General features: G+C 70.0%; 25 protein-coding genes. 10 read left to right on the top strand and 15 right to left on the bottom strand.

Annotated features, from left to right (window positions below):
* Nucleotides 1-207 precede the first annotated feature (207 nt).
* Together EST54_RS34110 and EST54_RS18150 are read right to left on the bottom strand one after the other, a co-directional pair.
* Entirely contained in the window at nt 208-1,092 is an 885-nt protein-coding gene (locus EST54_RS34110) for an SCO2400 family protein (RefSeq protein ID WP_154074028.1), read from the bottom strand.
* Nucleotides 1,093-1,926: 834 nt separating this feature from the next.
* Complete coding sequence (locus EST54_RS18150; protein WP_129248692.1) at nt 1,927-2,274, bottom strand: MerR family transcriptional regulator; 348 nt, start codon at nt 2,272-2,274, stop codon at nt 1,927-1,929.
* A gap of 421 nt (nt 2,275-2,695) precedes the next feature.
* Here EST54_RS18150 and EST54_RS18145 point away from each other — a divergent pair, with 421 nt between their 5' ends.
* The 3 genes from EST54_RS18145 to EST54_RS18135 all read left to right on the top strand — a co-directional run bounded on the left by EST54_RS18145 (nt 2,696) and on the right by EST54_RS18135 (nt 5,209).
* Nucleotides 2,696-2,899 carry a cold-shock protein gene (locus tag EST54_RS18145; RefSeq protein ID WP_006604579.1) on the top strand — a complete coding sequence of 68 codons (204 nt, stop codon included), beginning with the start codon at nt 2,696-2,698 and terminating at the stop codon, nt 2,897-2,899.
* 400 nt (nt 2,900-3,299) lie between these two features.
* A complete protein-coding gene (locus tag EST54_RS18140) occupies nt 3,300-4,832 on the top strand; it encodes a DEAD/DEAH box helicase (RefSeq protein WP_129248691.1) in 1,533 nt (510 codons plus the stop codon).
* A 95-nt stretch (nt 4,833-4,927) separates the two neighbouring features.
* Nucleotides 4,928-5,209, top strand: coding sequence for an SCO5918 family protein (locus EST54_RS18135; RefSeq protein ID WP_129248690.1), 282 nt, complete (start codon nt 4,928-4,930; stop codon nt 5,207-5,209).
* Between the two features lie 58 nt (nt 5,210-5,267).
* Here the strand turns inward: EST54_RS18135 and EST54_RS18130 are convergent, their stop codons facing one another.
* The 6 genes from EST54_RS18130 to EST54_RS34105 form a co-directional block, all read right to left on the bottom strand.
* The gene (locus EST54_RS18130; RefSeq protein ID WP_129248689.1) at nt 5,268-5,555 is read right to left on the bottom strand and encodes a hypothetical protein; all 288 of its coding nucleotides are present in this window, start codon (nt 5,553-5,555) and stop codon (nt 5,268-5,270) included.
* Nucleotides 5,556-5,623: 68 nt separating this feature from the next.
* Nucleotides 5,624-5,887: a hypothetical protein gene (locus tag EST54_RS18125; RefSeq protein ID WP_129248688.1), complete on the bottom strand. Its 264-nt coding sequence runs from the start codon at nt 5,885-5,887 to the stop codon at nt 5,624-5,626.
* On the bottom strand, nt 5,884-6,117 hold the full coding sequence (locus EST54_RS18120) for a hypothetical protein (protein ID WP_129248687.1): 234 nt from the start codon (nt 6,115-6,117) through the stop codon (nt 5,884-5,886). Before EST54_RS18120 ends, EST54_RS18125 begins: the two co-directional genes overlap by 4 nt.
* Nucleotides 6,118-6,399: 282 nt before the next feature.
* Nucleotides 6,400-6,630 (bottom strand): type A2 lantipeptide, encoded by a 231-nt coding sequence (locus tag EST54_RS18115; RefSeq protein WP_129248686.1) that lies wholly within the window; start codon nt 6,628-6,630, stop codon nt 6,400-6,402.
* A 635-nt stretch (nt 6,631-7,265) separates the two neighbouring features.
* Nucleotides 7,266-7,889, bottom strand: a complete 624-nt coding sequence (locus tag EST54_RS18110) for a class F sortase (protein WP_167511564.1) — start codon at nt 7,887-7,889, stop codon at nt 7,266-7,268.
* 43 nt (nt 7,890-7,932) lie between these two features.
* Nucleotides 7,933-8,748: a hypothetical protein gene (locus EST54_RS34105; RefSeq protein ID WP_154074027.1), complete on the bottom strand. Its 816-nt coding sequence runs from the start codon at nt 8,746-8,748 to the stop codon at nt 7,933-7,935.
* A 730-nt stretch (nt 8,749-9,478) separates the two neighbouring features.
* On the opposite strand from EST54_RS34105, the gene EST54_RS18095 reads away from it, so the two are divergent.
* The 5 genes from EST54_RS18095 to EST54_RS18075 all read left to right on the top strand — a co-directional run bounded on the left by EST54_RS18095 (nt 9,479) and on the right by EST54_RS18075 (nt 17,927).
* Complete coding sequence (locus EST54_RS18095; protein WP_129248684.1) at nt 9,479-10,573, top strand: alpha/beta hydrolase; 1,095 nt, start codon at nt 9,479-9,481, stop codon at nt 10,571-10,573.
* Between the two features lie 49 nt (nt 10,574-10,622).
* Complete coding sequence (locus EST54_RS35490; protein WP_244942550.1) at nt 10,623-13,067, top strand: NACHT domain-containing protein; 2,445 nt, start codon at nt 10,623-10,625, stop codon at nt 13,065-13,067.
* Between the two features lie 240 nt (nt 13,068-13,307).
* Nucleotides 13,308-14,096 (top strand): ABC transporter ATP-binding protein, encoded by a 789-nt coding sequence (locus EST54_RS18085; protein WP_129248683.1) that lies wholly within the window; start codon nt 13,308-13,310, stop codon nt 14,094-14,096.
* Nucleotides 14,097-14,172: 76 nt separating this feature from the next.
* A complete protein-coding gene (locus EST54_RS18080) occupies nt 14,173-16,773 on the top strand; it encodes an ABC transporter permease (protein ID WP_129248682.1) in 2,601 nt (866 codons plus the stop codon).
* 221 nt (nt 16,774-16,994) lie between these two features.
* Nucleotides 16,995-17,927 (top strand): squalene/phytoene synthase family protein, encoded by a 933-nt coding sequence (locus tag EST54_RS18075; RefSeq protein ID WP_129248681.1) that lies wholly within the window; start codon nt 16,995-16,997, stop codon nt 17,925-17,927.
* 25 nt (nt 17,928-17,952) lie between these two features.
* On the opposite strand, the gene EST54_RS18070 is transcribed toward EST54_RS18075, so the two are convergent.
* From EST54_RS18070 to EST54_RS18040, 7 genes are all read right to left on the bottom strand, one after another.
* Nucleotides 17,953-18,936, bottom strand: coding sequence for an aminotransferase class I/II-fold pyridoxal phosphate-dependent enzyme (locus EST54_RS18070; RefSeq protein ID WP_161989302.1), 984 nt, complete (start codon nt 18,934-18,936; stop codon nt 17,953-17,955).
* Between the two features lie 122 nt (nt 18,937-19,058).
* Nucleotides 19,059-19,883, bottom strand: a complete 825-nt coding sequence (locus EST54_RS18065; protein WP_129248679.1) for an alpha/beta hydrolase — start codon at nt 19,881-19,883, stop codon at nt 19,059-19,061.
* Nucleotides 19,884-19,961: 78 nt separating this feature from the next.
* Nucleotides 19,962-21,821 (bottom strand): asparagine synthase (glutamine-hydrolyzing), encoded by a 1,860-nt coding sequence (gene asnB / locus EST54_RS18060; RefSeq protein ID WP_129248678.1) that lies wholly within the window; start codon nt 21,819-21,821, stop codon nt 19,962-19,964.
* A 22-nt stretch (nt 21,822-21,843) separates the two neighbouring features.
* Nucleotides 21,844-22,251, bottom strand: coding sequence for an ester cyclase (locus EST54_RS18055; RefSeq protein WP_129248677.1), 408 nt, complete (start codon nt 22,249-22,251; stop codon nt 21,844-21,846).
* A gap of 44 nt (nt 22,252-22,295) precedes the next feature.
* Nucleotides 22,296-23,528, bottom strand: a complete 1,233-nt coding sequence (locus EST54_RS18050; RefSeq protein ID WP_129248676.1) for an acyl-CoA dehydrogenase family protein — start codon at nt 23,526-23,528, stop codon at nt 22,296-22,298.
* Between the two features lie 23 nt (nt 23,529-23,551).
* Nucleotides 23,552-24,394, bottom strand: a complete 843-nt coding sequence (locus tag EST54_RS18045; protein WP_129248675.1) for an SAM-dependent methyltransferase — start codon at nt 24,392-24,394, stop codon at nt 23,552-23,554.
* 67 nt (nt 24,395-24,461) lie between these two features.
* A complete protein-coding gene (locus EST54_RS18040) occupies nt 24,462-25,016 on the bottom strand; it encodes a DUF2867 domain-containing protein (RefSeq protein ID WP_129248674.1) in 555 nt (184 codons plus the stop codon).
* Between the two features lie 334 nt (nt 25,017-25,350).
* Between EST54_RS18040 and EST54_RS18035 the strand changes: the two genes are divergently transcribed.
* Together EST54_RS18035 and EST54_RS34100 are read left to right on the top strand one after the other, a co-directional pair.
* Nucleotides 25,351-25,536, top strand: a complete 186-nt coding sequence (locus tag EST54_RS18035; protein ID WP_129248673.1) for a thiocillin/thiostrepton family thiazolyl peptide — start codon at nt 25,351-25,353, stop codon at nt 25,534-25,536.
* A gap of 103 nt (nt 25,537-25,639) precedes the next feature.
* The gene (locus EST54_RS34100; RefSeq protein WP_154074026.1) at nt 25,640-25,813 is read left to right on the top strand and encodes a hypothetical protein; all 174 of its coding nucleotides are present in this window, start codon (nt 25,640-25,642) and stop codon (nt 25,811-25,813) included.
* The last annotated feature ends 198 nt before the right edge of the window (nt 25,814-26,011 follow it).

The raw sequence follows: 26,011 nt of genomic DNA, 5'->3' as shown, positions 1-26,011 counted from the left end.
GGCCGGCGGCCGGGCCGCCGTCCCCCGGCCCGGCCGCCGGCCCGTCCCCCGATCCGCACGCCGCGGTGCGGCACGCCGAAGCCGCACCGGCAGGGCGGCGCCGGGCCCGCTGAGCACCGGTGCCGACCGCCGTGCTCGCCTGCGGGTCGGGCCTGTTCGCGGCCGGTCTCCAGGAGGACGGGCGGCGCTGAAGCGCCGCCGGAGAGGTCAGTTGACGCACACCACTCCCAGCAGGCACACCGGCGAGGCCGGGTCGGCCGTCGGCGGGGTCTGCTCCGGGCCCGTCTGCGAGGTGCTCGTACCGGACCCGGAGTCGGACCCGGAGTCGGACGGGGGCGGGGTGGTCCTCGGTGCCGCCGCGGGGCCGTGGCTGTCGTGGGACGTCCCCGCCGGCGCGGAGGTGGTGTGCGGGGTCGCGCGCGGGGTCGCGTGGTGCCGGGGCGGGGCGGCCGTGGTGGTGGCCGGCCGCGGGCTCGTCGGGGCGGCGGTCGGTGTGCCGGCCACGGTGGGCTTCCGGTCGGCGGAACCCCTGGACGAGCGGCTGTCGTGGTGCCGCGAAGGATGGCCGTCCGGCTCCTTCGAGGACGCGCTGGTGTTCACCGCCCGGGGCGTGTCCGCGTCCGTCGGATCCGGTGCCGCGGCCGCCTGGGCGTGCTCGGTGGCCGGCTTGTTCTGCAGGAGGCTCGTGGTCAGGCCGCCGCCCACCAGGGCGAGGGCCGTGGCGGCCGCGGCCCGCCGGCGGTACTTCTTCCAGCGCGCCTGCTGCCGGCGCCGGGCGGCCCGGCCGAGCCCGTCGGTGGCGGCGCCGTCGTGGTCGCCGGCCGTACCGGTTCCCTCGGCCTCCGCCTCCGACGCACCGGACCCGGCGTCGCCCTCGGGCGCGTAGCCGGCGTGCGGAGCACCGAGGCCGGACAACGAGGCGGGACCGTCCTTCGTCGGCCAGGCCTCCCATTCGGGAGCGGCGGCGGCCGCATCCACCGGGGAGGCCTCGCGGCGGGAGGACGGCGGGGCGATGTCGGGGGCGTAATCACCGCATCCCGGGCACACCAGCGCCCCATTGAGATTTCGACGGCACGACGAGCAGTAATCCATCTGCGATCTTTCTGTGCTGACTGCGCCGCCAGGGACGCCGGCGAGGTTTTTTCACCTTCGCACGCGGGATCGAGCGGCCAGCAACGCTAACCGCACATACGGAAGGCAAAGCGTAGAGCTTGTAACGCTTCCGTGCAGATTTCCTTACCCGTTGGTATTCCACTCCGGACATGTCCGCACGAACACCGGGATGCGTCAAGGAAATTGCCGACGTCGGCCTATCTCCCGTATACGGGACGGCAATTCACTTCCCGGATACTCGCCCCATAGCGGAGAATTCGACCCGGTGATTGCGGAGGGTCCGCTCCCGGAGCGTGCGCGATGGGCGCCTGCACCCGGGGCCGTGCCACCGCCCGCCTCCGCCGGGGAGTGGGCCCGCCGCGGTCGCACGGCGCGTTCCATGATCTTACCGGTCTCGCCACAATAAAACCCGGCACAGTTGCGGGAATCGCTTACGGGGTGCGGTTTTTGAGGAATCGTCACACGCAGCGGAATCCGAAGGGGTGGCGGAAAGCCGTTCGCCGCCGGGAAGGACGAAGCGACGCGACATCGAGGTGAAGAAACCACCGGGCCGGGGCCGGAAGCTGCGTCCATCGGAACAAACGGCACCCGTCGCGAAGATGTCCGGCGGAAATCGCCTCCGCCGGACGCATGCGCCTCGGAAACCGATCCCCCGACCTGGATTCGCATCCCTCGCAAACGCGTCCCTCGGGATCCGCGTCCCCGGGCACCGTGCCAATTCGGCCATATGTGCGGCCTCTTCGCGCCCTCGGGCCCCGGCCTCCGGGCGCCTGATCGTCAGCGCCCGTCAGCGGTCCACCGAACCGACTGCCGTCAGGAGCTGCCCGTCCGGTCCGGGCGACCCTCGTGCCGGCGCAGTTCCTCGTTGCGGCGCAGGGCCTCATCGAGTTGGTCTTCGAGGACGATGATGCGGCAGGCGGCGTCGATCGGGGTGCCCTGGTCGACGAGTTCGCGCGCGCGGGCGGCGATGCGCAGCTGACGGCGCGAGTAGCGGCGGTGGCCGCCGCCGGACCGCAGCGGGGTGATGAGCCGGGCCGCGCCGAGCGACCGCAGGAAGGCGGGTGTGGTGCCGATCAACTCCGCGGCGCGGCCCATGGTGTAGGCGGGGTACTCGTCGTCGTCGAGATGGTCGGCGGCGTGCGGCCGGGGTTCCGGAGCCATGCGCACCCTTCGTCCTGGGCATCGAAGGGTCAATCCTATCCGCTGGCGGTGAAGAATGTCTATTTCGGCCGCTACAGATTTGGGCCGGTCTGGGCTTGTACTGCGGGGGTGGCGTACATGGATTCGGCGTCGAATGGCGATGAATATCTCATGTCGCGACCGGAGAAATTGCGGATGCGCGGGCCCCGGCTCCGGGCTCGTGGCCGGTCGGCCGGGAAACCTCTGTGCGGTGGTGTATGAGCCGTGCTACTGTCGATATCAGTTGCAGTTGTGGTTCCCAAAAATCTTCAACGCTTCGGTCGGCTCCGAGCCGGTGGGAGCGTTTTGTGTAGCCGGAATTTTTCCGGGTGGGGCAATCATCGCGGCGACGCGAGGCTCGCGCAGTGCGGGTCCAAAGAATTCCCCGAAGGAGAAATAAGATATGGCTACTGGCACCGTGAAGTGGTTCAACTCGGAAAAGGGCTTCGGCTTCATCGAGCAGGACGGTGGCGGCGCCGACGTGTTCGCCCACTACTCGAACATCGCCGCCCAGGGCTTCCGTGAGCTGCAGGAGGGCCAGAAGGTGAGCTTCGACGTCACCCAGGGCCAGAAGGGCCCGCAGGCGGAGAACATCGTTCCCGCCTGAAGCTGAAGCGTGCAACGCTGGGGCCCGCGCCTTGGGTGCGGGCCCCAGCGCTTGTCATTTCGCGGCCCACGCAGCCGTGCCGCTCCGGGGGGCGTTCCGACGTCCGGGCGGACGGGCACTGCGCGCCGCCGTCGCGGGGACGGCGTATCCGGCATTTGCCTGCCGTCGTCGCGGCTTTCGAGTCCTGCCCTTCGAGTCCTGTTTTCGAAGCCCGCCTTCCGAGGTCATCGGACGGGCCGCTGCGCCGAATTCCGCGAATTCCCGGCGCGCAACCCTCGAAAACCTCGTTCGCGGCCGGACCTGTTTCATATCTTGTTCGACTCGTTGTGGCGATTCTCCGTGTGGTCCGCAGGGCCGAGAATTCCTCGTACGTGTCGCTCACGACCGAGGAAGGTTCACCATGAACCGCACAGCACGTACGAACGGCCGCACCGCCCGCACGGGTCAGGGCGGCCCCACCGCCGGGGAGCGTTCGAAGAAGCCCCACCGCGCAAAGACATCGACCCGCGCGAAGAATTCCCGCACCTCGGCCGGCCGGAAAGGCCGCTCCGGTGCGCGGCAGGGTGAGTACAGCGTTCCGGAGTCCCTGACCCCGTCGCTGCCGGCCGTCGCCGCCTTCGCCGAGCTCGACATGCCCCGGCCGCTCCTCGCGGCGCTCGACGCCGAGGGCGTGACCGTGCCGTTCCCGATCCAGGCGGCGACGCTGCCGAATTCGCTGGCCGGCCGGGACGTGCTGGGCCGGGGCCGCACCGGCTCCGGCAAGACCCTGGCCTTCGGCCTCGCGATGCTCGCCCGGACCGCCGGACAGCGCGCGGAGTCCCGCCGGCCGCTGGCCGTCGTCCTCGTCCCCACCCGGGAACTCGCCCAGCAGGTGACGGACGCGCTCACCCCCTATGCCCGCGCCCTGGCGCTGCGGTTGGCCACGGTGGTCGGCGGCATGTCGATCGGCCGTCAGGCCGGCGCCCTGCGGGACGGCGCCGAGGTCGTGGTCGCCACCCCCGGCCGGCTGCGGGACCTCATCGCGCGCGGTGACTGCCGGCTGGACCGCGTCGCCCTCACCGTGCTGGACGAGGCCGACCAGATGACCGACATGGGGTTCCTGCCGCAGATCACCGCGCTGCTCGACCTGATGCCCGCCGACGGTCAGCGGCTGCTCTTCTCGGCCACCCTGGACCGCAATGTCGATGCCCTGGTCCGCCGCTACCTGCACGACCCGGTCGTGCACTCGGTCGACCCCTCCGCGGGGGCGGTGACCACGATGGAGCATCACCTCCTGCACGTCCACGACGCCGACAAGCACGCCACGACGACCGAGATCGCCGCCCGTGACGGCCGCGTCATCATGTTCCTCGACACCAAGCACGCCGTGGACCGGCTCACCCGGCATCTGCTGAAGAGCGGCGTGCGGGCCGCCGCGCTGCACGGCGGGAAGTCCCAGCCGCAGCGCACCCGCACCCTGGCCCAGTTCAAGGAGGGCCACGTCACGGCCCTGGTCGCCACCAACGTGGCGGCCCGCGGCATCCATGTCGACGACCTCGATCTCGTGGTCAACGTGGACCCGCCCACCGATCACAAGGACTATCTGCACCGCGGCGGGCGCACCGCCCGCGCCGGCGAGTCCGGCAGCGTCGTCACCCTCGTCCTGCCCCACCAGCGACGCGAGATGGCCCGTCTGATGGCCGACGCCGGGATCACTCCGCAGACGGCCACGGTGCGCTCCGGTGAGGCCGAACTGAGCCGGATCACCGGTGCCCGGGTCCCCTCGGGCGTCCCCGTCACCGTCGCCGCCCCGGCCGCGCAGCAGAACGCGCCGCGCACCACGGCCTCGCGCCGCCGGCGGGGAGGTTCCGGCCGGGGGCGTCGCTCCTCCGCGCCGGCGTACGGGCGGGGCGCCGGGCCGCGGGACCGTTCCCGTGGCGGCGCGACCGCATGAACCCGTCCCTCCGGGCCGCTCACGCCATGGGCGGCCGCATCGATCCGGACCCGGCAGGAAGTGCCGGGCCCTTCCTTCAACCCTGTTGAGGCACCATGCGATGCGTTATCGCCCACTTCCCCTTCGACTTCCTCAAGAGTGAGGTGGAGCAGCTCATGGCGGGGATCACGCCGGAGCCCGCCCTCGGTCCCTGTGTGGTCATCGGCCGCCGCACCTACCCCGTCAAGCAGGTCGGTGCGGTGATCACCCGGCAGGACCGCCGGGACTTCACGGCGGGCGAGATGACCAGGGCGCTGACCCGCCTGGGCTTCACCTGTGTCACCGCCCCCGCCCCCGCGCCGCCGGAGTCCACCGAACTGCCCGGGTTCCAGTTCTGACCGTCGTGGATGGGCGGGCCGCCGAGAGCGGGCCCCGGCGGGCGCACCGCCCGCCCGGTCAGCCGCGCGTCTCGCGCACCTCCCGTTCCTCCTCCTCGGCCTCCATCTGCCGGATGCCCTCATGCGTCAGCGTGACCATCGCCGGCGTGTGGTGCGTCGTCCAGTCGACCTCGACCAGCCCTTCGCCCACCAGATACGTACAGGCGGCGGCCAGATCCTGCTCGGGCAGGCCGAGGTCTTCGCGCAGCTTGGCCCCCGTGGTGCCCGGACGGTTCTCCTCGGTGGCCTGGTACAGCGCATTCAAGACCGCTCTGCGGTAGTTCTTCCGCTGGTGCAGTGTTGCCATGGCTGCCGCTCGCTCCTTGTTTTCGGTACGGCATGCGCCTCGCGGGCGGCCCGGCCGCGACCGGCTCCTCAGATCTCGTCCGCCTGGATGCGGTCGGACCCGGAAGACCTGCTGGTCACCAGCCAGGACCGGGGCGGCTCCGCGGTGTGGGTGGTGTCCACCGTGAGGTGCAGGCGGGTCGCGCCTTCGCCACCGGCGGGGTAGCTGCGCTGCTCGGTGGCGGCGAAGCGGCTGCGGAGCGCCTCCGCGATCATGCGGGCGACCTCCGGCGTCGCCGCGACGATACGGACCTCGGCCTGCCCGGCGGGAGGCAGCGGCTGGGAGGGCTTCATCGCTGGCCTCCCGGCGGGAACGTGGGCGGGTCGCCGAGCCCGGCCGGCCGTCGGCGCGCGGCGTTCCGGGCCCCGCGCGAGGGCCGGGCCCCGCCGCGGGGGGCCGCCGTGCCCCGTCCGCCGTGCCGCGCCGTGCCAGGGCCGTCCTGCTGCCCGTTGCGCAGGTTGATCAGGTACGCGACCAGGGTGATCAGGGCCAGGATGGCCGCCACGGTGACAACTGTCTCCATGGGCTCACGTCCTTCGTACCGACGGCACCCCGAGCGGCCTCCGGGCGCTTCGCACCGGTGCTTTCACCCTACTCCGCGCACCGTTCCCGGCGCCTTCCGAGACGTCCGGGAATCCCTCCTGAGCAGGGCAGACATCCCGTGGCGCGGGCGTCGGCCGAGGCCGGCCGGGGGCATGCCGAGGGCCCCGGAGCGACAGCTCCGGGGCCCAAGACCACCCCACTGGAATTCGGCTGGACCCGAAGGGTGAGTAATAACAACCCGGGGGTCACCTGGTGGAGAGGCTCAGAGGCCGGCGCCGCCGGAAAAACCTGCCTGGCCGGAGACGGGGCCTATCTGGCCGCTCACGCCGCCGGAAACCGAGCCGCCCAGAGCGGGCAGGGTCGGCAGCGCGGGCAGGGAGGAGTCTCCGGCGCCCGTCAGGTTTCCGGCACCGAGTATTCCGCCGGAGACGTTGTCCAGGTCGCTGTCGGCGATCTCGTGGACCTCGTTCTGGGGCATGGAGTCCTTACGCATGACTGGCCCTTCCCTTCGTCGTTCGTGGTGATCGTGAGCGGTATCGGCCGACCGGCGACAGGTGACCCTGCCGTTCCGACGACTCCTGATACCTGGAAGCGGAAGCGGATGTGCAACTTCCGATTGCCGCGAGATCAAACCACGCCCACGGGCGACCCGGCCATCGCGACCCGTCGGTTATTTCTGTAGACGTTCCGGTATCACGTGATGTCGGCAAGCCGTACTTTCGACCGGACGGTGACAACTCCTTCACCTACTCTTGGGTGGCCAAGGATTGTGGCGGGGTACCGGCAGGGGCACTCAAAGGACAAATCAACCGCTTGAAGTGGTGCTCGGCGGGCGGTCGTTCGGTAAAACGCGATTCAGCGGCGGGCGCGTGCCCATTCTGCGGAGACAATGCGCAGGGTTGCCGGGCCTCGGATGTATGGGACTGTGTCGCCGGATGTCGGGTTCACGTGATGTGTCGTGTGCGGGAAGGCCGCGGCGAGGCGGCCTGACGACCCATCAGGGGGTGATTCGCTCCGTGCCGCTATTTCTCGCCGGCCCCGCCGGTGCGCGAACTGAAGCAGATTCGTTGCCAGTTCGAGCGGCCTGTTCGTCCCTGGATGCGCGCGCCGACGGGGTCGCATGCGGAGTTACGTGACCAGGTCGGCGTAGAAGATGATGTTGTCGGAGCGATGTCCGTTCACGATGGGTCCGCCGCAGGTGATCAGTCGTAGTTCGGGGCGGTCCGTTTTTCCGTACACCTTCTGGGTGGGAAAGCCATCCTTGCCGACCTGCTGGATCTGTCGGACCTTGAATGTTGCCGTGGTCCCGTCCTTGCGTCCGACCTTGATCTCCGAGCCGATTTTGATGTCCGCCGCGTTCTTCATCAGCGCCGGGCCCTTATCGGTGTCGTAGTGGGCGACCATGATGGCTGGTCCCGCTTCGCCGGGCGTGACCGATTTGGTGTAGTAGCCGGGAAGGTTTCCTTGCGAGGCAGGCGGGACTTGCAGTTGACCGGAACTGTCCAGGCCCAGCGGCAGGACCTGGTTCGCCTTCACCTTGGCGTCGGGGATGTCCAGGCTGACAGGTGTGGACTTGCTCAGCGGCTTGGCCTGCTCCCGCGGAGCTTGGCCGGTAGTGGACTTCACGCTGATGTCCGGGGCGGCTTTGGCATCGGCTGTGCCGCAGCCGGAGACTCCCGCCAGGACTCCGGCTGCGGCGAGCGCAAGGAAGCCTGTCCTGACAGCCTGCGGGAGGTTACCTAGGGTTTGCACGGTCGGTCAGCTCCTCACGCTCTGGTTTCGATGCCGCTTGGGATCAGCCGGCCTGGCCGGCACCCATGCGGCGCTTGAGCACGAAGCCCAGACCGGCCGCGGACGCGGCGGCGGCAGCGGAGCCGACACCGATCAGGCCGTTGCTCCCGTTGCCGGCCGGCTGCTCGTAGCCGGCGGCGACGGAACCGGTCGGAACCTGGCTGACCTGCTTGCCGGCGGAGGTGGGCACAACCGCCGAACCGCGGGCCTTGGCCTTGGCCGCAACCTGCGCCTTGGAGGCAGCGTTCGCCTCGGACCGGGTCAGCTGGTGCGTGACCGTTTTGCCACCGGCGCTGGTGCTCACGATGCTGCCGTCGGTGTGGAGGGTGTACTTCGCGTTCTTCCACGTAACGGTCTGGCCGGCCTTGTCGATCGTGCCGCACTTGACCGTCTTTCCGGTCTTGGCGTCCTTGCTCCACAGCTCGGCGGCGTATTGGCCGTGCGCGTCGACGTAGACCTTGACGGAGACGTTGGCGCTGGCGCTTGCACTCGCGTTGGCGCTCGCATGGGCGCTCGCGCCGGCCTCCGAGACGGTCTTGGTGGTGACCAAAGTCCTGGCGCCGGCTTCGGCCTTTGCGTTGGCCTTGGCGTCGGCTTCGGCCTTGGCGCTGGCTTCGGAGTTGGTGTGGGTGTTGCCGTTGGCCTTGGCCTTGGCGTCGGCTTCGGCCTTTGCCTGGGCCTCCGAGGAGCTGGCCGAGGACGACGGCGCCGAACTTGCGTCGGCGGCCATCGCGGAGGCAGCCGGCGCAATGACCGCACCACTCGCGACGGCAGTAATAGCGGCGGTACGTACGAGACTGCTGCGGAGCCTGGTGCGCATATAGGTGTTCCTCCTGCGTAAACCTAGGAATTTACTAGTTGTGCCGCATGAACCGTTCTGTGCCGGTATATGCGGCCGCCAGGCATAAGTTAGGAGGCGAACCCATCGGGCGAGCTGCCGTTGTGTAACAGCGGCGTATAGGGTGTATGACCGATATGTCATTGCTTTAAGGGTAATGGGCGGGCGGTGAGTTCTCGCCGGCGTGAATTCCCGGTGTTATGCGGCCTGTTGAGCGTCAAATGACCTGTACATGCACTGAGCTATGGCTCTGTCAGCTATCGCGCTCTTTCGTCAGGTGGTGCCGCGGTACTGGGGAATTCCCTCGCTGCGGAGTTATTTCTGCGCCTCGCACGGTGAACTCGCCCCCGATTCGTGGATATGCGCTGGTGGGCGCGCCCGGTGTCGGGATTCGGCTGCCGGCCGAACGGATGTCGGCGCCACTGCCCCGTTCGAACGCCAATTCCCTTGGCGTAAGGGCTGGTTGACACCACCACCGAACCGCTTCACCATCTGAGACCAGATCTGTCCAGTCACCCCAGGTACTGCGCAACACGGCAGCACGCTTTGCACAGACTCCACCGCACTGACAGCACTCCACAGCACTCCACTGCACTTCCCGGCACCGCACTGCATTCCGGTGTCTCCGGGCGTACCACGCGGGTGGGCGCCCTCATCCGTACTCGCTCGCGCAGCTCGCGGCGGGTCCGAAGTCGAAAACGGGGGTAAGCACATGAAGATCCTGTCCAGGGCCGGGTTACGTGGCTGGGGCGCCGCGTTCGTCGGCCTCGTCGCCCTGCTCGGCATGGTCGGGCCGGCCGCGCCCGCCGCGCAGGCCGCGACCGCACCACCGCACTTCGCAGACGGTTTCGGCCTCACCGTGGTCAGCCAGCCGAAATGGGCGGGCCCCGAGAAGCGCACGTTCGTCGTCACGGTGAAGTCCCGGCAGGTCCCGACCTACGATGCGATGAAGGGCCAGGTCCCGGGCGAGCACGTCCTCATGGTCACGCTGCCGACCGGGTACAACGGCGCCGCCGCCACCCGCTATCCCGTGCTCTATCACCTGCACGGCGCCGGTGACCTCCCGAACTCCCTGTGGACCAAGACCATCGCGGAGCATGCGACCAAGGGCGTTCCGCTGATCACCGTGTCGCCGAACGGCGGCGGCCACGGCTGGTACGCGAACTGGCGGAACCCCGGCCCGCGCGGCCGCCAGAACTGGGAGACCTTCCACCTCAAGCAGGTGATCCCGTTCATCGACGCCAACCTGAAGACCATCGCCGCCAGGGCGGGCCGGGCGATCGTCGGCCACTCGATGGGCGGCTTCGGCGCGATCCACTACGCAGAGGACCGGCCGGACCTGTTCCGCTACGCGGGCAGCTTCTCCGCGGACCTCGACCTCCGGTCTCCCTGGGGGCGCGGCGCCGTGGTCGGCAGCGGAGTGGTTCCGGCGTACGGCAAGCCGTACGCCGCGCCCGACGCGATCTTCGGGTCGCCGTTGTGGCCCCTGGACGGCGCCTGGAACGCGGCGAGCCCCGCCCACCACGTCACGGCGCTGCGCGGGATGGGCGTCGCGATGTACTCCGGCGACGGTGGCAACCTGCTGGACAACCCGGTCCAGGCCGCGGTCGAGAAGGGGGCGCAGGTGACGACCGCGACGATGGCGGCGCATCTGAAGTCGTCCGGCATTCCGTACCGTTTCGTGGATTACGGCGACGGCAGCAGGTGGGCCAAGGGGTGCACCGGCAAGCACGCCCAGTTCCCGTGTCTGCAGGCCGACATGAACGACTACGTGAAGCTGATCATGAAGCGTCTGCGGCACCCGTGAGCCGTGCGCAGGGCCGGCCGGCGGCGCTCCGTGGCGGAGGGGCAGCGGCGTGAAACGGCCGTCGCCGGCCACCGTGGCGCTCGGCGCGATGGTGCCTGTCGTGCGGGTGCTGATGCCGGCCGGTGCCGTGATGGTGGCGGGGAACGGTCTGGTCCCGGCCCGGTACGTGCCGTGGGGCCGGGCCGCGGTCATCGCACTGGCCGTGGTGCTCGTCGTCCGTGAGGTGCGTCGCCGGCGAACCGGCGGCGCACCGGCGGGCCGACCGGCACCGCGCACCGGCGGGACCCGCAACGAGCTGAACGGGATCACGTACGGTCACGCGCTCATGGCCGACGTGATCAGCCAGGTGACGTTCAACGACGTCCGCATGCCCCCGACCTTCAAGGGCACCCTGGACGATGCCGCGGACCGGCTCGCGGAGTCGGTCCGCAAGCAGTGGCGGGACGAGGAGGAACAGCGCAAGGTCCAGGATCCGATCCCGCTGCCGGTGCGCTGGCAGCGGGCGTCCGACGAGCTGACGGACCACTGGTCCAACATCTGCCTCGCGCGGCCCGGGACGCTCCCCGTCCCCGGCCCCCTGCCCCTGGCCGGTCAACTGCACGAGATCGTGGACGTGTACCGGCGGATCCCGTCCGCGCGGCTGGTGGTGCTCGGCCGGGCGGGAGCGGGGAAGTCCATTCTGACCATACGGTTCGTCCTGGATCTGCTGAAGGCCCGGACCGCCTCGACCGAACCCGTGCCGGTGATCTTCAGCCTCGCGTCATGGGACCCGGCCATGCCCCTGCGTCGCTGGCTGACCGGCCAACTGGAGCGTGACTACCCCGGGTTGGCGGTCACCGGACCCGGCCCCGGCGCCTCGACACTCGCTGCCGAGCTGGTCGAGAGGGACCGTATCCTGCCCGTCCTGGACGGGTTCGACGAGATCGCCGACGGACTCCACCGCCGCGCGCTGGAGAGACTCAACGGTCACGCGGCCATGCACCTGCTGCTGACCAGCCGCCGCGACGAGTACGCCGCCGCCGTGCGGAACACCAAGGCACTCACCGCGGCCGCGGTCGTCGAACTGACCGACCTCTCCCCGGCCGACCTGGAGCACTACCTGCCGCGCACGGCGCGCAAGACGACCGCCACCTCGACCGGGTGGGAGCCCGTCCTCAGGTCCCTGCGCGCGCATCCGCAGGACCCGGCCGGCGCCCCGCTCGCCGCGGTGCTGACGACTCCCTTGATGGTCGCGCTCGCCCGCACCCTCTACAGCGACACCCCGGACCGCACCCCGTCCGAGCTGCTGGAGACCCGGTTCGCCGCGCCCGAGGCGCTGGAGGACCACCTCTTGGACAACTTCATCCCCACCCTCTACCAGGACCAGCCCCCCGCTCGCCGCGCCCGCGTCCTGCACTGGCTCGGCTACCTCGCCCAGCACCTGGACCGGCTCGGCACCCGTGATCTCGCCCGGCACCCGGACCGTCCGGGCACCCGTGATCTCGCCCGGCACTCGGACCGTCCCGGCACCCGTGACCTCGCCTGGTGGCAGCTGGGCCACAGCCTCCGCCGTTCCTCGCGCAGGTGCGTGATCGGGCTCGTGGCCGGTCTGGCCCTGGGGCTCGTGGACGGGCTGGTGATGTGGGTCCTGACCTGGTACGCGTTCGGGTTCGGACCCGTGCTGGGACTCATGAACGGGCTCGTGAACGGGTTCTCGTTCGCCTCCATGTCCGCTCTGGCCTTCGGGATCGTGTACGGGCACAGGTACGGGGAGACGGCATGTGAGCCCTCGCGCGTCCGCGTACGGCTGCTCGGCGGTGCGAAGGAGATGCGCACGGAGATGCGCAAGGAGTTCGTCCCGCGGCTGGCGATCGGGCTCGTGGGCGGATTCGGGTTGGGGGTCCTGGTCTGGCTCATGGCCGCGCTCGGGTTCGCGCTCGTGGTCGCGGTGCGGGACTCGCCCGGGAGCGCGCTCGCGGCCTTCCTCGCCACCAGGTACGACCAGGGCTTCAACGCCGCGCTCCTGTACGGCCTGTCGGCCGGCCTCGCGTACGCGCTCATGGCCGGGCTGGAAGCCCCGATCGACATCGAAACCGCCGCCAGCCCCCCTGACCTGCTGCACACCAACCGCACGACCGCGCTCTTCCACCTGCTCGTGCTCGCGCTCGTCTTGGGGACCATGGGCGGGGTGCTGTACTGGACCGGGTGGTTCAGCATCGCCAGCTGGGTCGCCTTCGGGCTCGTGGGCGGTCTGGGGGGCGGGCTGGCGTACGCGCTCAGCATGACCGCCTGGGGGCAGTGGGTGGCCCTCTCCCGTATCTGGCTGCCGCTGACCGGGAGGCTGCCCTGGAACGTGACCGCCTTCCTGGCGGACGCCCACCGGCGAGGGGTGCTGCGGCAGGCCGGCGCGGTCTACCAGTTCCGCCACGTCCGGCTCCAGCACCACCTGACCCGCGCCTCCCGGACGACCTCACACGGCGGTGCGGACCGTGTCCGGGCCGAGCGGGCCGGCTGACGAAGCGGGCCGGCCGACGAACGAACCGTGCCGGCTGCCGTACGCCCACGGACCGCAGAGGTCGTCCTTCAGGCAACGGCGACGTCTTCCTTTGGGCAGAGGTGGGGTCTTCCTCGGGGCTTACGCCCGCCCGCCGGGTCCACCCTTCGATGGGCTGCTGATCCCGCACCTGAGAGCGATGGATCCGGCCACCCGCGCGACCACGATGGAAGCGAGTCGAGCACCCTTCCAGGAGTAGACATGTCGCAGGCAGCCACCACCCCCACAGCTCCCCAGGCCCCGGCCCCCGCCGGGGCCGCCGCGTGCGCCGTCGGCCTGAGCAAGGTCTACGGGGAGGGGGAGACCCGCGTCGTGGCGCTGGATTCGGTGTCAGTGGAGTTCGGACGCGGCCGGTTCACCGCGATCATGGGTCCGTCCGGCTCCGGCAAGTCGACCCTGATGCACTGCATGGCGGGCCTCGACACCATCTCGGCGGGCTCGGCCCGGATCGGCGACACCGAGCTCTCCCGCCTCCATGACCGGCAGCTCACCCGGCTCCGCCGGGACAAGATCGGCTTCATCTTCCAGGCGTTCAACCTGCTGCCCACGCTGAACGCCCTGGAAAACATCACGCTGCCGATGGACATCGCCGGCCGCAGGCCCGACCAGGAGTGGCTGGATCTGGTCGTAGCGACCGTCGGGCTGTCGGGACGGCTCCGGCACCGTCCCTCGCAGCTCTCCGGCGGCCAGCAACAACGGGTCGCCGTGGCCCGCGCGCTGGCGAGCCGACCGGAGATCATCTTCGCGGACGAGCCGACCGGCAACCTCGACTCCCGCTCCGGCGCCGAACTCCTGGGCTTCCTCAGGGAATCCGTACGCGAGCTCGGGCAGACCGTCGTCATGGTCACCCATGACCCGGTGGCCGCCTCCTACGCCGACCGTGTCGTCTTCCTCGCCGACGGACGCCTCATCGACGAGCTTGCCGGCCCCACGCCCGAAGGCGTCCTCGACCGGATGCGGCGCTTCGACACCAAGGACCGCACGAGCTGACGCCGGCTCCCACGCCGGCCCCTGCGCCCCTCATCCGTCTCGCGATGTCCCTGTCGCGTACCTCCAGGACCACCACATGCTGCGTACCGCCCTGCGCAACGTCCTTGCGCACAAAGCCCGATTGATGATGACCGCGCTCGCGGTGCTGCTCGGCGTCGCCTTCGTCGCCGGCACCCTCGTCTTCGGCGACACCACCGCCAACGCCTTCCGCACCGCCTCCGCCGTCAGCCTCAAGGACGTCGCCGTCGCCGTGCAGGCGCAGATGTCCGAACCGGAGTCGGTCCCCGCTGGCGGCCCGGCCAAGGGCGGGGAGGGCGGGTCGACCACCGTGCTGGACGCCGCCCTTGCGCAGAAGATCCGCGCGCTGCCCGGCGTCACCGCCGTACGCCCCACCATCAACGGGGAGGCCGTCCTGGCCGACAAGGACGGCCGTCCGGTCAACGCCGACAACCCCGAAAAGCACCTCGCCACGAACTACCAGCCCGGCACGGCCGGCAAGGACAGCCGCTTCCCGCTGAAGGAGGGCCGGGCCCCCGCCGCCGCCGGCGAGCTGGCCCTGGACGCCAAGACCGCCGAGAAGGCCGGCTATCGGATCGGCGACACCGTCCGCTTCGCCACCGACGGGCCCGCGCTGGCCAAGAAGCTGGTCGGCATCGTCACCACCGACGACCCGCGGGTGGCGGCCGGCAGCACGCTGGCGCTGTTCGACACCACGACCGCGCAGAAGCTGTTCCTCAGCCCGGGCCGGTTCCACGAGATCGCGGTCGCGGCGCGGCCCGGCACCGACGAGCGTGCGCTGACCGCCCGGGTGCAGGCCCTGCTCCCCGCCGACGGGGCCACGGCCACCAGCGGCGCCGACCTGGCCGCCCAACAGTCCGCGCAGATCACCGCGGACACCCAGTTCCTGACCAAGCTGCTGCTGGCCTTCGCGGGCATCGCGCTGTTCGTCGGCGTGTTCATCATCGCCAACACCTTCACCATGCTGGTCGCCCAGCGCAGCCGTGAGATCGCGCTGATGCGGGCGGTGGGCGCCTCGCGCCGCCAGGTCGTACGCTCCGTCCTCATCGAGGCCGCCCTCGTCGGGCTCGGGGCCTCCGCCGCCGGATTCGCGCTCGGCCTGGGGATCGCCGCCGCGCTGCGCCCGCTGCTCAACGCCGGGGGCGCCGGGCTGCCCGACGGCCCGCTGGTCGTCTCGCCCCAGGCCGTGCTGTCGTCGTTGGCGGTCGGCGTCGTCGTGACCGTCCTGGCCGCCTGGCTGCCGTCCCGCAAGGCCGCGAAGGTCGCACCGGTCGAGGTGCTCAGCAGTGCCGGCGTGGCGCCGCCCGCCCGCACCCTGCGGGTCCGCAACGTGCTCGGCGCGCTCCTGACCGGGCTCGGCATCCTGGTCATGGGCTACGTCTGCACGCTCGACACCACCGACAAGTCGAACCTGCTGATCGCCATGCTCGGCTCCGTACTGACCCTGAACGGCGTGATCGTCCTCGCCCCGCTGCTCTCCCGCCCCCTGATCACCCTGGCCGGCGAGGTCACCACCCGCTTCTTCGGCGTCAGCGGCAAGCTGGCCAGGGAGAACGCGCTGCGCAATCCGCGCCGTACCGCCGCCACCGCCTCGGCCCTGATGATCGGGCTCACCCTGATCACCGGTCTCACCGTCGGCGGATACTCCACGCAGCAGGCCATGGATGAGGAGGCGGCCCATGGCACCACCGCCGACTTCCAGATCAGCAACAGCAACCACACCGGCTTCGTGCCCACCGACGCGGCCAAGGTGGCCAAGGTGCCGGGAGTCGCCACCGCCGCTCCCCTCACCGTCGGAAACTTCCAGGCACGCGGTCAGCACGCCGGGATCGCCGGGACCGACCCGGCAGCCTTCGCCAAGGTCACGGACCTGACGTTCCGCGAGGGTTCACTGGCGGGCATCCGCGCCGGCACCGTCGCGGTGTCCGACGAGTTCGCCCAGAAGACCGGTGCCGGCGTGGGCGACACGCTTGACGCCGCCACCGACCCCATGGAGCCCGGGAAGCACCCGACCACGAAGAAGCTGAAGATCGTCGCCGTGTACGAGGCGAACCCCGCTGTGACCCAGGCGCTGGGCACCCTGCACGACGTCCTGCCGTACAGCGCCACCCACACGCTCGACGGCATCATGGTCAAGGCCGAGCCCGGCAAGGCCGGTTCACTGGAGCACGACATCCGCGCGGCGCTCGGCAACAGCCCGCTGCTCAAGGTCCAGAACACGGAACAGATCACCAAGGAAGCACGCAAGAACCTCACCACCGCCCTCAACATGATCTACGGGCTGCTCGGCATGGCCGTCGTCATCGCGGTCCTCGGCGTCATCAACACCCTGGCCCTGTCGGTCATCGAACGCACCCGGGAGATCGGGATGCTGCGTGCCATCGGACTCGACCGCGCCGGCATCAAGCAGATGGTCCGCCTGGAGTCCGTGGTGATCTCCCTGTTCGGCGCGCTCCTCGGCATCGGCACGGGCACCTTCCTGGCCTGGGCCGGCGGCCACCTGATGACGTCGTCGGTGGCGACGTACGAGACGGTCCTGCCGTGGGCCAAGCTCGGCCTCTTCCTCGCGCTGGCACTGCTGATCGGCGTCCTCGCGGCCATCTGGCCGGCCCGCACGGCCGCACGGCTGAACATGCTGCAGTCGATCCAGGCGCACTAGGGGCCCGCCCGGGCATGATGCGGTCCGCTCCGGCCCGGATCCGGGTCCCGGTCCCGATGCGCCGTTGCCCCGTTGCTGTCCCCGTGGAGGGGCGGCAACGGGGCAGCGACGGGGCAGCAATGCGGCGTACTGGATGGGCATGGTCGGATGGACAGCGACCGGACAAGGACCATGCGCGGCGCTCGCCCACGGGATCAGCCGCACCACAGAAGGAACGCCGGATGAGCATGTGGACCACCAGGCTGGATGCCGCGGGCATTCACGACCCGCAGCTGCGCGAGGACTTCACCCGACAGCGTGCGCTGGTAGCCGGTTACAAACGCGCGGCCTATATCGCCGTCCTTCTGCTCCTGCCGCGTCCGCTGGCCCCCCACATGATCGCGGCCACCGCATTCATGCACCACACCGACAACCTTCTCGACCACGGCCCGCTGCCCCAGCGCGCCGCCGCCTACGCGGCGTGGGAGGAGGAGGTGAACCAGGCCATCGCCACCGGCACCAGCGACCACCCCGTGATCCGCCCGCTCCTGCACACCGGCGCCCGTCACCCCCGGCTCCTCGGGCACGTCAAGGACTTCCTCCGCACCGCGGCCACCGATCTCGAATTCACCGGCTTCGCCACGGAGTCGGACTACCAGCGCTACCTCGACGCGTACTCACTGCCGGCCTTCATGCTGGTGGCCGGCCTGCTGGTGCCCGGTGACGAACCCGCCGGCTACCGCGCCGCCTGCCGCACCTACATAGACGGCAGTCAGCGGCTCGACTTCGTCAATGACCTCGCCGAAGATCTGGCCGAGGACAGGCTGACCGTTCCCCAGGACACCCTGGTCAGCCACGGCGTGACCCGTACCGACCTCGTCGACGCCCAGGACACCCCCGAAGTACGCGCTCTGCTGCGGCACCTCCTCCACCAGGCCCGCGCCGATCTGGCCGCCAGTCACCGTGTGATCGAGCTCCTGCCTGCCGCCAACCGTCCCTTCGCCCGGGCCCTGATAGCCCTGGAAAAGGCCACCGTCGACGCGGCCGGGGCCAAGGGGCCGGGCCTCCTGACCTCCGCTGCCCGACCCGCCGTTCCCGCCCTGTTGACGATCCTCACGCGCGAATACCGCCACGCGCGCAGGCTGCGCCGCTCGCGTGCGGAGGGCTCCGAGTGAATCGGGTCAGTGAGGGGGTCCGGGATCACGCCGACGCCAACCCGGCCGACTCTGCGGCGAATTGGGCGGTGAAATGCAGCAACGCGTCGGTTGCCTGCGGCTCGCCGACCGTGATGCGTACGCCTTCCTCGCCGACGGCGCGTACGAGAATCCCCTGGCGAGCTGCCGCCGCGGCAAAGGCAGGGGATCGTGGGCCCAGCGGCAGCCAGCAGAAGTTCGCCGCGGACGGTGTGACGTCCCAGCCTTGGTGGCGAAGCCCTTCGGTGAGGCGACCTCGTTCGGCAATGACGCGATCCACCTGCCGCAGGACCTCGGGCCGACGCGCGAGGGCGGCGCGCGCCGCGGCTTCCGCGATCGTGCTCACCGAAAACGGCAGCAGCCTGTTGCGCAGGGTGTGTGCGATGTCCCGCGGGGCAAGCGCGTAACCGACGCGCAATCCGGCCAGTCCATAGGCCTTCGAGAAGGACCGCAGAACCACCATATTCGGGATGTCGTGATACGCCTCCGGCCCGTTGAGGGTGTCTTGGCCGCCGGCGAATTCGCGGTACGCCTCGTCCAGGACGATGACCACGTGCTCCGGGACCTCGCGGAGGAAGGCGAGCATGCCGGCGGTGTCGAGGGCGGTGCCGGTGGGGTTGTGCGGATTGCACAGCACCAGCGCGCGGGTGTGGGGGGTGATGCCGTCCAGCATCCTCGACAGGTCGTGCTTGTGCTCCTTGAGCGGGACTTCCACGGGCTTGGCGCCCGCTGCGTTCACGACCAGGCGATAGGCGTCGAAGGACGGCCGGGCGTAGATCACCTCGTCGGTGGGTTGTGGCGCCGCCCACTGGATGACGTGCTGGAGGATCGCGGCGGAGCCGGGGCCGACGACCACCTCGTGGTCCGGTACGGAGTAGAGGTCCGCTATCGCTTCGGTCAGTCGGCGGGAGAAGGGGTCGGGGTAGCGATTCGCCCCGAGCAGTGACTCCCGGAGCACCTCTTCCAGGTGGGCGAGGGGGACTGCCGGCATCTCGTTCAGGGAAAGCTGATGCCCTTCTCCCGGATGTGTGGGAGCTCCGGGATGTGCCGGGCCGGCGGCTCTCGTCATGAAAAACCTTCCTTGGTGACCGACCCGCTGTCCGGCGGACGTCATCAGGGGTGCGTAGGGACCTTGAGGGCGTCGTCGAGGAACGCTGTCGTATCGGCGAGGGCGCGGTCCTGGTCCGAGTCGTGGAAGATGCCGTGCAGCGCTCCGTCGTAGACCCGTTCCGTGAGGTGGAAACCGCGGAGCCTTTCGATTCCGCTTCTGGTCTCTTCGAGCTGGGCCAGTGGATCGGCGTCGCCGTGCAGCCAGAGGGTCGGCAGGAAGGACAGGCCGCCCCCGTCGTTGATCCGGTCCAGGCACGTGACGACCGACTCCAGGGTCCTGCGCACGAAGGCGCCGTGCCAGATCAGCGGGTCCTCGTTGTAGCGGGCGGCCTCGGCGGGGTCCCGGGACATCACCGAGCCGACGTCCATCGGCATTTCGGGAATCTCGTCGAAGGCCAGGAGAGAGGTCGCCGTGTGCCAGGAGCCGAGCACGGGCGCGACGAGGACGAGTGCGGAAAGGTCGTCGGGACGGCGTTGCGCGTAGCGGGCGGCCACCATCCCGCCGATCGAGTGCCCGATCATGACGACGGGCAGGCCCGGGTGGTCGCCGCGCGCCTGTTCCAGGACCGTGCCGACGTCCGCGACGAGTTCGTCGTAGTCCGTGACGAGTGCGCGCTGGCCGTCCGACCGCCCGCTTCCCATGTGGTCCGGGGCGTAGACCGCGGCGCCGTGCCGGTTCAGGGCGCTGGCCAGATGCCCGTACCGGCCGGCGTGGTCGGCGTAGCCGTGCACGAATATCGCAAGGTACCTGGGCGTCGGATGCGGCCAGATGTGCGTGTGGATCGGGTGACGGACACCGGTGAACCGGCGCGCTGTGACCTCGGACATCGCTCTCACTCCCCTTTCGCGGGCGTTCTTTCGTGCGGTGCGGTTCCCGCCCGGCTCACGTCGGCCGGGCGTACGGCGTCACTCCGCGAGTTCCACCTGGTAGTCGCGCATCCAGTCATTGATCTTTATGAGGGACTCGAACCCGACCCGCAGAAAGCGGAGTTCCCCGGGAGAGGCCTTCCGCACGGTGTCGAAGGCCTTCGCCGCGCTCTTCTCGTCCATCAGCGCGCGCACCGGTGCTCCGGCATCGTCCATGAGATCGCCGAGCCTGCCCTTGAGCAGCTGGTCGTACGCCGGGTCGGCAATCGTCGGGTAGGGCTCTTTCTTCCTGGTGAGAACGGACTCGGGGAGGTCGGGGGCCATGGCCGCGCGCAGCAGGCTCTTCTCGCGCCCGTCGAAGGACTTCATCGACCACGGCACGTTGAAGACGTACTCCACCAACGAGTGGTCGCAGAAGGGCACCCGCACTTCCAGGCCCACGGCCATGCTCATCCGGTCCTTGCGCTCCAGGAGCATCGGAAGGAAGCGGGTGAGGAAGAGGTGGTTGACGGTGCGCATGCGCCGGTCGGGTTCCGGCTCCCCGGGCAGGACGGGGACGGCGGCGATCGCGTCGGCGTAGCTGTCGGCGCGGTACTCGTCCAGGGAGAGACGTTCGGGCAGCGCGGGGTCGAGGAACGCCGGGCCCTGGGCGGCACCGGCGCCGGCCGCGTACATCCAGGGGAACGTCCGCGCACGGGTCGCCTGCTCGTCGTGGAACCAGGGGTAGCCACCGAAGAGTTCATCGGCGCCTTCGCCGGACAGCGCCACCGTGGAACGCTGCCGAATCGCCTTGAACAGCAGGTACAAGGACGTGTCCATATCGGCGAGGCCCTGGGGCAGGTCGCGGGCACGGAGCACGGCGGCGCGGGCCGCGGGATCGGACAGCAGTTTCGCGTCGAGCACGATGGACTCGTGGTGCGCGCCGATGTGGCCGGCCAGTTTCGCCGCATAGTCGGCGTCGTCGGTGAGAGCGGACCCATCGGAGACCGGCATCGCCGCGTGGCCGGACGGGGCGAAGCCGACCGAGAAGCACTGGAGAGGGGGCTGTCCGCTCGGCCGCAGCGCCTCCGCGGCGAGCGCCGCCACGGAGCTGGAGTCCAGGCCGCCCGACAGCAGCGAACACAGCGGCACGTCCGCGACGGTCTGGCCCGCGACGGCCGCCTGCAGCAAGGCACGCACCCGGCCGACGGTGGTGTCGAAGTCGTCGTCGTGCGGGCGTGCCGGGAGCTGCCAGTAGGCGGTCTCGGTGAGGTTCCCGCGGGAGACCCGGACGAGGTGTCCCGGGCGGACCTGGGACATGCCGTCGAAGATCGCGTGTCCCGGTGTGTTCACCCACGTCATGAGCTCCCGCAGGCCGGCCGGGCTCAGCCGGGCCCGTGCCTCGGGATGGGCCAGGATCGCCTTCGGCTCCGATCCGAAGAGCACGCCGTCCGACGTGGGGTAGTAGTAGAGCGGTTTGATGCCCAGCCGGTCACGGACCAGCAGCAACTCCCGGCTGCGGGTGTCCCAGAGCGCGAAGGCGAACATCCCGGTGAGGTGCCGGGTGAAGTCGGTCCCCCATTCCAGATAGGCACGGAGCACGACCTCGGTGTCGCTGTCGGTCCGGAACGAGTGGCCGGCGCCGCGCAGTCGGTTCCGCAGTGCGGCGAAGTCGTAGACCTCTCCGCTGTAGGAGATGACGGCGGCGACCTCGCCGTCTTCCTCAGCGGTCATGGGCTGCGTGCCGCCCGCGAGGTCGATGACGGCGAGCCGCCGGTGCCCCAGGGCGACGTGGCTGCCGTACCAGACGCCCTCGGCGTCCGGGCCGCGGCAGGCCATGGTGTCCGTCATCGCCTGCACGGCGGAGCGCTCCGCGCCGGGGTCCCGCTCGAAGGCCACCCAGCCCGCGATTCCACACATCGTCTCTTCCTCCCCTCGCCGGTCAGGCCGGCAGCGCACCGAGCTGTCGGTGCAGTCCGAGCAGGTCCATCTCGTCCCAGTGCTGGGCGAACAGGCCGTCCTCGACGAGGAAGATGTCGATGAGACCGACCGAGAAGTGCTTGCCGGACGGCGGGATGTCCAGGATCGTGCCGACCTGCCGGCCGCTGAAGGTCATGCGTGCGACGACCTTGTCCCCCTCGACGACGAGGTCGTCCAGGGTGAGGCGCAGGTCCTCCACCGACGCCGCCCAGCGACGGACCGCTCCCCGCATTCCTTCGATACCGCGCTCGACCGCCGGGTTGGGGTGCCGGTAGTCCGGATGCAGACAGCGGTCCAAGTGCTTCGGGTTTCCTTCGTTGTACGCCGCCAGGAAATGTTCCATGAGGTGCAGCGCGGCTTCTCGGTCCACGGGTGGTCGCCTTCCGATGTACTGAACTCGGTCCGGAGTGCTGGTCAGGGGTTGCCGTCGGGAGCCGGCTCGGCGAGCCGGTCCAGCCGCGGCGGGTGCGTCGGGGCCACCTCGGCACCGAGCGTGGTCGCGGCGATCAGGTCACAGGCGTCGGCGTTGCTGTACGGGTGCATGGTCCCGGCCCGCACGTCCCGGTGGGCACGCTCGTACACCGAGCCGGGCCGCAGCGCCGGCGTGCCGATGATCCTGATCACGCGGTCGACGACCTCCACGGCGTGGTTGGTGCCGACGGTTTTGGCCAACACGACGCGTGCGGTGCCGTGTTGGATGCTCAGCTCGGTCCACAGGCCATTGCCCATGACCTCACGGGTGGTCCGTTCGATGAGGGCGCGGGAGGTTTCGATCAGGGCCTCGCACTCGCTGATCTCCGCCCGTATGTAGGGCCGGTCGTCCCAGCCGCGGCTCAGGACGTCCCGCACGCACTGCTCGAAGGCCCCGACGGCCACGCCGAGATAGACCGCCGCGAAGGTGGGCATGGCCCAGCCCCACACGGTCTGGAGCAGCGAACCGTCCAGTGTGCCGACGGGGAAGCTCGTCAGGACGTTCTCCTCCGGCACCATGACGTCGCGGAGTTCGATGTTCTCGCTGCGGGTGGCCCTGAGGGCCGAGGTGTTCCAGGTGCCGTCCAGGACCCGGACGCCGGGGCTGTCGGCGGGAATGCGGAACACCAGGACCTGCGGACCGTCCGGGTGCTCGCGGTACTCCGCCATCGACGTCATGTGGGTCATGACCGCCGAGCCGGTGCCGAAGGTCTTGTCCCCGGTGACGAGGTAACCGCCGTCCACCTTCCGGGCCTTGGCCCCGGTGCTCCGGACGAGCGCGTGCCCGGGCTCCGCGGTGGCCCCCATGAGGATCACCCGTCCGTCGACGATGTCCCTGAGCGTCCGCCGGGCGCGCTCGTCCCCCGTGGTCCGCCAGTTCCTGGCCATCTGGCCGGCCATCGAGAGATGCATGTTCACGGCGAGCGCCGTGGAGGCGCAGCCGGCGGCCAGGCGTTCCTGGGTCAGGGCCATGTCGCCGAGGGTGCCGCCCAGTCCGCCGAGTTCCTGCGGGACGGTCAGCGCCAAATAGCCGGCGTCGCGGAGCTCGTCGATGTTCTGGTGCGGGAACTCGGCCTTCCGGTCGTATTCGGCGGCCCGCTCGCGGAAGGCCGCCGCCAGTTCCTCCGCCATCGCGACGTACCGTTGCCGTGTCGGCTGGGTGATCAGAGGGCGCATAAAGACTCCAGCTGTAGGGGTGCTCACCCGGAGGGTGCCGGGTCCGCGAGGTCGGCCGAGATCAGCCAGGTACGGGCGGCTCCGGGGGTGGCGCGCGGGGGTGTCCGGGGAACCAGCCGCCCTGCCGCCTCGGCCAGTTCGCCGGGTTCGCGCACGACGGCCTGCCAGCCCCGGCCGCCGAGCCACGTCTCGGGGTCGGCCACACCGGACAGCCAGGGACGCCCCTCGTCACGCATGGTCCGCAGCCACTCCTGCATCCACGGTGCGCGGTACAGGTCGGTGTTGACGTGCTCCAGGAAGCAGGCGCTGCCGGCGGCGGAGAGCGCGGTCACCCGGTCGACCACCGCATTCACCTGGTGCTCGGTCAGGTAGTAGAGCACTCCCTCGGCCAGCCACGCCGTGCGGAGGTCACTGCGGAACCCCGCGTCGACCAGCGCGGACGGCCAGTCGTCGGTGAGGTCGGCACCGACCGCGATCCGGTGACACCGGTCGGCGGTCAGGGAGGTGCGGGACAGGAAGGCGGCCTTCTCCTCGACTGCCGCGGGCAGGTCCACCTCATAGAGGGTGACGCCCGGTGGCCAGGGAAGTCTGAAGGCCCGGCCGTCCATGCCGGCGGCCAGCACGACGACCTGCCGGGCCGGGCCGGTGGTCACGGCGCGCAGCAGGCAGTCGTCGAAGAACCTGGTGCGTACGGCGAGGACGTCGTAGCGGGAGCTCGGTTCGGACCGCAGCCGAGCGTAGAGGTCCGGTTCGGTGCGACGGACGAATTCCACCGCGAGCGGGTCGTGGAACAACCGGTCGTCACGCAGCGATTCAGCTGCCCTGGCGCAGGCGATCCAATGGGCGGTCTCGATCAAACTCGACATGGTGCTCTTCTCGCCGGAGCCGGGCGGTGGCGCGCCCGGCACGGGGCACCACCGGTCCGCGGCCGTCTCAACGGGCCTGGGCCGCGATGTCGTCGTCCCCGAGCGCTCGGGACAGTCCGCGACGGAGCGACCAGTGCAGGATCTCCGTCTGGTTGTGGCGGAACTGGTTCCAGTAGTCCTCGCCCGCCTTGTTCCTGGTGCGCAGCACGACACCGATGTACGCCTTGCCGTCGGCGACGATGAAGGACATCCGGTGTTCGAGCAGCTTGTCCGTGTCGCCGAGGAGCACTTCGCGCTCGCTGGCCTCGAACACCTCGTAGGGGCCGAGGCGTTCGCCCACCGTGGGCAGCGGCTGGTCCCGCGTGCTGCGCATGGTGTTGGGCTTGACCCCGAACGGGCGGAGGACCAGGGCCTGGACGCGGATCCAGAGGTCGATCAACCAGAACGCCCGCTCCGGTGTCAGGCTGGGGCGGTCCATGGCCAGCCGGGCGAGCTCTCTCGCATCAACTTTTTCCTGGTCCGGAATTAATGATTCCGCCGCTTCGGCGTGGGTGTATTCCCCGCTGTCGCGGAAACATGCGAGAGCCGTGTCGTCCGGTATTGAACAACTAGCTACTTCCATTGTGGATCCCCCAAGTGTGGCGCCGATGCCCTCCGGGCCTCAAGGCGCCAATGCGTCCGAAATCAACGACGTGAACTAACGCATCACCGGGGCGAATCTAACACCTAAAAGTGATCTTCTAGGGGGCTAGCCGCGGATTTTGCCAATGTGGCGTGCGTCACATCGTCTTGTTCGGGATAGCCCCCTTGTGCGGCAGAAGTTCGGATGCCTATGGTCGGCCTCAGCCGGGTGACAAGAGTCCCGGGGGGCCGGCTACAAATTGTGTTTTACGTGGCCGGCCGCATGCGGCGCGATCGACGCGACCGCAAATTTGCCGAAAGGTAAGGTGAACGGCATGAGCACTGCCGCCATCGTCGGCCAGGAGATCGGTGTCGACGGCCTGACGGGCCTGGATGTCGACGCCCTGGAGATCAGCGACTACATGGACGAGACGCTCCTCGACGGCGAGGACCTCTCCGTGACCATGGTCTCCTCCGCTTCGTGCACCACCTGCATCTGCACCTGCAGCTGCAGCTCCTGAATCACGCTGCTGTGCGGGGTCTGACCCCGCAGCCTTCGGTCCTGCCTGCTCCAATCTGGCAGGCCCGAGGGCCCAGCAGCGGAGGACGAGGAGGGGGGACGGCATGAGCGCTGTTGCCGCCGTCGGCCAGGACGTCGGCGTGGCAGGCCTGACGGCCTGGATGTCGACGCTCTGGAGACCAGCGAGTACCTGGAACGAGGCGCTGCTCGACTGCGAGGGCCTGCCCGGTGACGTCGATCGGCTCCGTCTCGTCCACCACCCGTATCCGCTCCGGTAGGTGCAGCTCCTGAGCTGATCACCGGCGCGGGGTCCGCCCCCCGCCGCCCTCGGACCTGCCCGCTCCAATCGGGCAGGTCCGGGGCTCCGGCTCGGACGATATTCCCGTGCCAGGGCGATACGGGAGCCGAACGGCGGCCAGGCCGTCGGCTCCTGTCACCACCTTTACTATGCCTGATCACGATGGCCGGGGACCACC

Source organism: Streptomyces sioyaensis, assembly GCF_004122735.1.
GTDB classification, from domain to species: domain Bacteria; phylum Actinomycetota; class Actinomycetes; order Streptomycetales; family Streptomycetaceae; genus Streptomyces; species Streptomyces sioyaensis.
Note: the sequence above shows the minus strand (reverse complement) of the source record. Positions and strands in the feature narration are given on the sequence as shown.